This window comes from uncultured Streptococcus sp., assembly GCF_915066115.1.
In the GTDB taxonomy this organism is placed as follows: Bacteria; Bacillota; Bacilli; order Lactobacillales; family Streptococcaceae; genus Streptococcus.
Genome location: NZ_CAJZDT010000142.1, coordinates 1 through 4251, shown reverse-complemented (window position 1 = coordinate 4251; position 4251 = coordinate 1). Strand labels below are relative to the sequence as shown.

Genomic DNA, 4251 nt, shown 5'->3' with positions numbered 1-4251 from the left:
TGGGAATAGTGTTGTTTACAACCTGGATTAAATGGAGCGCTACAATAAGGGCAGGCTATCTGCTTTTGATATTCTTGAAATGTTATTGTCCTCATACAAGCCCCACATAAAATCGGTCGATCCTCAGAAAGCGCTAAGGGGTAGGGAGAAAATACATGTGTCTCCATCGCATTGTGACACTGATAACATGCGTAGTATTTCTTGCATTCATAACACTGGAGTGCAACAACATCCTTTTCACTATGATAATGAACACATCTGCTTTCATCATCTACCAATAAACCTTGTGCTTGAATCATTCCCTTTTCCTTATCTAGGCACGAACTGTAACACTTGTCCCGTCTTCCTTATAGAGATTGATAAGACCTTCTTTGAGAGCTCGAACCATGTCTCCAGCTTGAACAGGTTGTGGAACCTTGATAGTCAAGAGTTCCATTGGATTAGGAGCGCGGTCGATTTTATTGCCTTTGGCATCGTGCAAATCTTCGATATAAGTTTCGAAATGACGAAAACCTGGACCATAAAACTCAACTTGATCGCCTTCGTTAATGACGTTCCGTTGACGAATGGTCGCTGTTTGTGTCGCTTCATCATAAGAAACCACTTCAGCAACAAACTTGTACTCAGGAATTTTACGACGAGCACCAAACAACTGCTCATTTTCAGATGGTGTACCATAGTAGAAACCTGTTGCTAATTCACGTTGGGCAACCTTCCACATCTCATCCACCAAGTCTTGTTTGATAGCTTCAAACTTTTCAGGACTTTCAAGATATGCATCAACAGCTGCCTTATAGCAGTTAGTCACAGTTGAAACATAGTGAATAGACTTCATACGTCCTTCGATTTTTAGACTGTCCACACCATTTTCAATCATATCCGGGATATGGTCAATCATAGACATGTCAACGGCTGACATAGAAAATTCTTCTGGAATCTCACCTTTCAAGCTCTTTCGTTCTTTCCCAAATGGCATATCGTAAAGGTCGTACTTCCAACGACAAGACTGAGAACATCCACCACGGTTGGCATCACGCATACTCATGTGGTTTGAAAGAGTACAACGACCAGAGTATGAAATACACATGGCTCCATGGACAAATGCTTCAATCTCAACGTCTGTACGTTTGCGAATTTCTGCCAATTCTTCCATTGAAACCTCACGCGCCAAAACAACACGAGTTAAACCTAGTTCTTTCCAGAACTCAAGTGTTTCATAATTAGTCGCACTGGCTTGAGTAGAGAGGTGAATTTCAAGACCCGGTGCTTCAGTCGCCGCAATCATAATCAAGGCTGGGTCAGATACGATAACTGCTGCAATCCCGATATCACGCAGTTTACGGAACCACTCACCAGCCCCTTCTTCATTTCCTTCGTGCATAACCATGTTGGCAGCCACATAAACCTTAGCACCATACTTGGCCGCAAACTGGACACCTTCTTCCATCTGTTCAAAGGTAAAGTTTCCGGCACGGCTACGAAGACCATAGGCTTGACCACCGATAAAGACAGCATCTGCTCCATACTGAACAGCTACTTTTAGCTTCTCTAAAGTCCCTGCAGGTGATAAAACCTCAGGACGTTTTAATGTTTTTGTCATGTTTTCTCCTATTTGCAATATAAAAGTTTGACGTTTTTCCTTCTCATTTTATAGTAAATAAGCGATAAAATCAAGCCTAGACAGATTGTTTTGACAATTCTAATCTTTTAGGAAATCAAAAAACTAGCCTTTCTAGACTAGTTATTCTCAAGATAAAATTCAAAGCGTTCGCCTACATACTGACTTTTTACGTATTCAAATGCAGTACCATCTTCTAGGTAAGAAATCTGAGTCAGACCAAGAATAGCATGTCCTTTTTCAACTTCCAAATAGTGGGCAATTTTTTCCTTAGCAAGGCGAGCATAGATAGTCTGCTGTGATTTGCCAATACGGTAGCCATGTTTTTGCCAGGTTTGGAAGAAATGACTGGTGATTTCTTCTTTTTTAAAGTCCTTAATGAATTTTTCAGGAATAGAAGCAACTTCATAAACTAGAGGAACTTGGTCGGCATAGCGGACCCGTTCCATTCGGATAATATTCTCCATTGGAGAAATTCCTAACTTTGCAACTTCCTGCTCATTGGGAATGGTTTTTCTGTAGGAAATGAGCTGGCTAGAGGGTACTTTACCTTGGGACTTAACAATTTCAGTAAAACTTGTTGTTCCTCGCATCTTTTCTTGTACCCGAGTACTAGAAACAAAGGTGCCACTTCCTACGCGGCGCTCTAAGACGCCTTCTTCGACTAATAGAGATACGGCTTGGCGGAGGGTCATGCGACTGACCGCAAACTGCTCTGCTAAGTCTCGTTCACTAGGAAGTCTCTCACCAATTGCCCAACGGTGTTCGTCAATATCCTTTTTAATCTGATCATGGATTTTCATATAAGCGGGTAGCATATTTTTCACTTCATTTCTATCTTTTCTCTATTGTACCCCAATAAACTAGAAAAAGTCAAACTTCGCCTTGTTTAGTTGGTAATTCGCCCTTATTTGTGATAGAATATTGAAAAAAGATATTTCTTTTGAGAAAGGAAAAAGATGAGCAACATTTCAACTGATTTGCAAGATGTAGAAAAAATCATCGTATTGGACTATGGTAGCCAATACAACCAGCTGATTTCACGCCGTATCCGTGAGATTGGTGTTTTTTCAGAACTAAAAAGCCATAAAATTTCAGCTGCTGAAGTTCGTGAAATCAATCCTGTAGGAATTATCCTATCAGGTGGTCCAAACTCTGTATACGAAGATGGTTCATTTGATATTGACCCAGAAATCTTCGAACTTGGAATTCCAATTTTGGGAATCTGTTACGGTATGCAGTTGTTGACACATAAACTTGGAGGAAAAGTTGTTCCTGCAGGTGATGCTGGAAATCGTGAATACGGTCAATCAACTCTAACTCATACACCATCAGCTCTTTTTGAATCAACACCTGATGAACAGACTGTTCTGATGAGCCATGGTGATGCGGTTACTGAGATTCCTGCTGACTTTGTTCGTACTGGAACATCAGCTGACTGCCCATACGCAGCCATCGAAAATCCAGATAAACACATTTACGGTATCCAATTCCACCCAGAAGTTCGTCATTCTGTATACGGAAATGATATCCTTCGTAACTTTGCTCTTAACATCTGTAAGGCTAAAGGCGACTGGTCAATGGATAACTTCATTGACATGCAGATCCAAAAAATCCGTGAAACAGTCGGTGATAAACGTGTCCTTCTTGGTCTATCAGGTGGGGTTGATTCATCTGTAGTTGGGGTTCTTCTCCAAAAGGCTATTGGTGATCAATTGATCTGTATCTTCGTGGACCACGGTCTTCTTCGTAAAGGAGAAGCGGACCAAGTTATGGACATGCTTGGTGGTAAGTTTGGTTTGAATATCGTCAAAGCAGACGCTGCTAAACGTTTCCTTGACAAACTTGCTGGCGTTTCTGACCCTGAACAAAAACGTAAAATTATCGGTAATGAGTTTGTCTATGTATTCGATGACGAAGCAAGCAAGCTCAAAGATGTGAAATTCCTTGCTCAAGGTACTTTATATACAGACGTTATCGAGTCTGGTACGGATACAGCTCAAACTATCAAGTCACACCACAACGTGGGTGGTCTTCCAGAAGACATGCAGTTTGAATTGATTGAACCACTCAACACTCTCTATAAAGACGAAGTTCGTGCTCTTGGTACAGAGCTTGGTATGCCAGACCATATTGTATGGCGCCAACCATTCCCAGGACCAGGACTTGCTATCCGTGTCATGGGTGAAATCACTGAAGAGAAACTAGAAACCGTTCGTGAGTCAGACGCTATTCTTCGTGAAGAAATTGCTAAAGCAGGTCTTGACCGTGATATCTGGCAATACTTCACAGTGAACACAGGCGTTCGTTCAGTTGGTGTTATGGGTGACGGTCGCACTTATGACTACACGATTGCAATTCGTGCGATCACTTCTATCGATGGTATGACAGCTGACTTTGCAAAGATTCCTTGGGAAGTTCTTCAAAAGATTTCTGTACGTATCGTAAACGAAGTGGACCACGTTAACCGTATCGTCTACGATATTACAAGTAAACCACCAGCAACAGTTGAGTGGGAGTAATGGAGAGGCTTGATTTACCTTTAAAATAGCGATTCTACAGCAGTTTAGCAGGAACAAAATAGTCTAAAAAGGGTGTATCTTCGTTTGATTCCCCCCTAAATCCCCTCGAAA

General features: G+C 41.5%; 4 protein-coding genes. 1 reads left to right on the top strand and 3 read right to left on the bottom strand.

Annotated features, from left to right (window positions below; genetic code table 11):
• The 3 genes from QZ565_RS08425 to QZ565_RS08415 all read right to left on the bottom strand — a co-directional run.
• Positions 1-299 (bottom strand): CHY zinc finger protein (locus QZ565_RS08425; RefSeq protein ID WP_295528167.1); only part of this gene is annotated, 299 nt, incomplete at its 3' end.
• A 14-nt stretch (positions 300-313) separates the two neighbouring features.
• Positions 314-1600 (bottom strand): U32 family peptidase, encoded by a 1287-nt coding sequence (locus QZ565_RS08420; RefSeq protein WP_020901474.1) that lies wholly within the window; start codon positions 1598-1600, stop codon positions 314-316.
• A 137-nt stretch (positions 1601-1737) separates the two neighbouring features.
• The gene (locus QZ565_RS08415; RefSeq protein ID WP_295528161.1) at positions 1738-2436 is read right to left on the bottom strand and encodes a GntR family transcriptional regulator; all 699 of its coding nucleotides are present in this window, start codon (positions 2434-2436) and stop codon (positions 1738-1740) included.
• 141 nt (positions 2437-2577) lie between these two features.
• On the opposite strand from QZ565_RS08415, the gene guaA reads away from it, so the two are divergent.
• A complete protein-coding gene (gene guaA / locus QZ565_RS08410) occupies positions 2578-4140 on the top strand; it encodes a glutamine-hydrolyzing GMP synthase (protein ID WP_000065712.1) in 1563 nt (520 codons plus the stop codon).
• Positions 4141-4251 lie beyond the last annotated feature (111 nt).

Coding starts and splice junctions, on each gene's coding strand:
- QZ565_RS08420 (WP_020901474.1), bottom strand. CDS start 1,600: ATGACAAAAACATTAAAACGTCCTGAGGTTTTATCACCTGCAGGGACT.
- guaA (WP_000065712.1), top strand. CDS start 2,578: ATGAGCAACATTTCAACTGATTTGCAAGATGTAGAAAAAATCATCGTA.
- QZ565_RS08415 (WP_295528161.1), bottom strand. CDS start 2,436: ATGCTACCCGCTTATATGAAAATCCATGATCAGATTAAAAAGGATATT.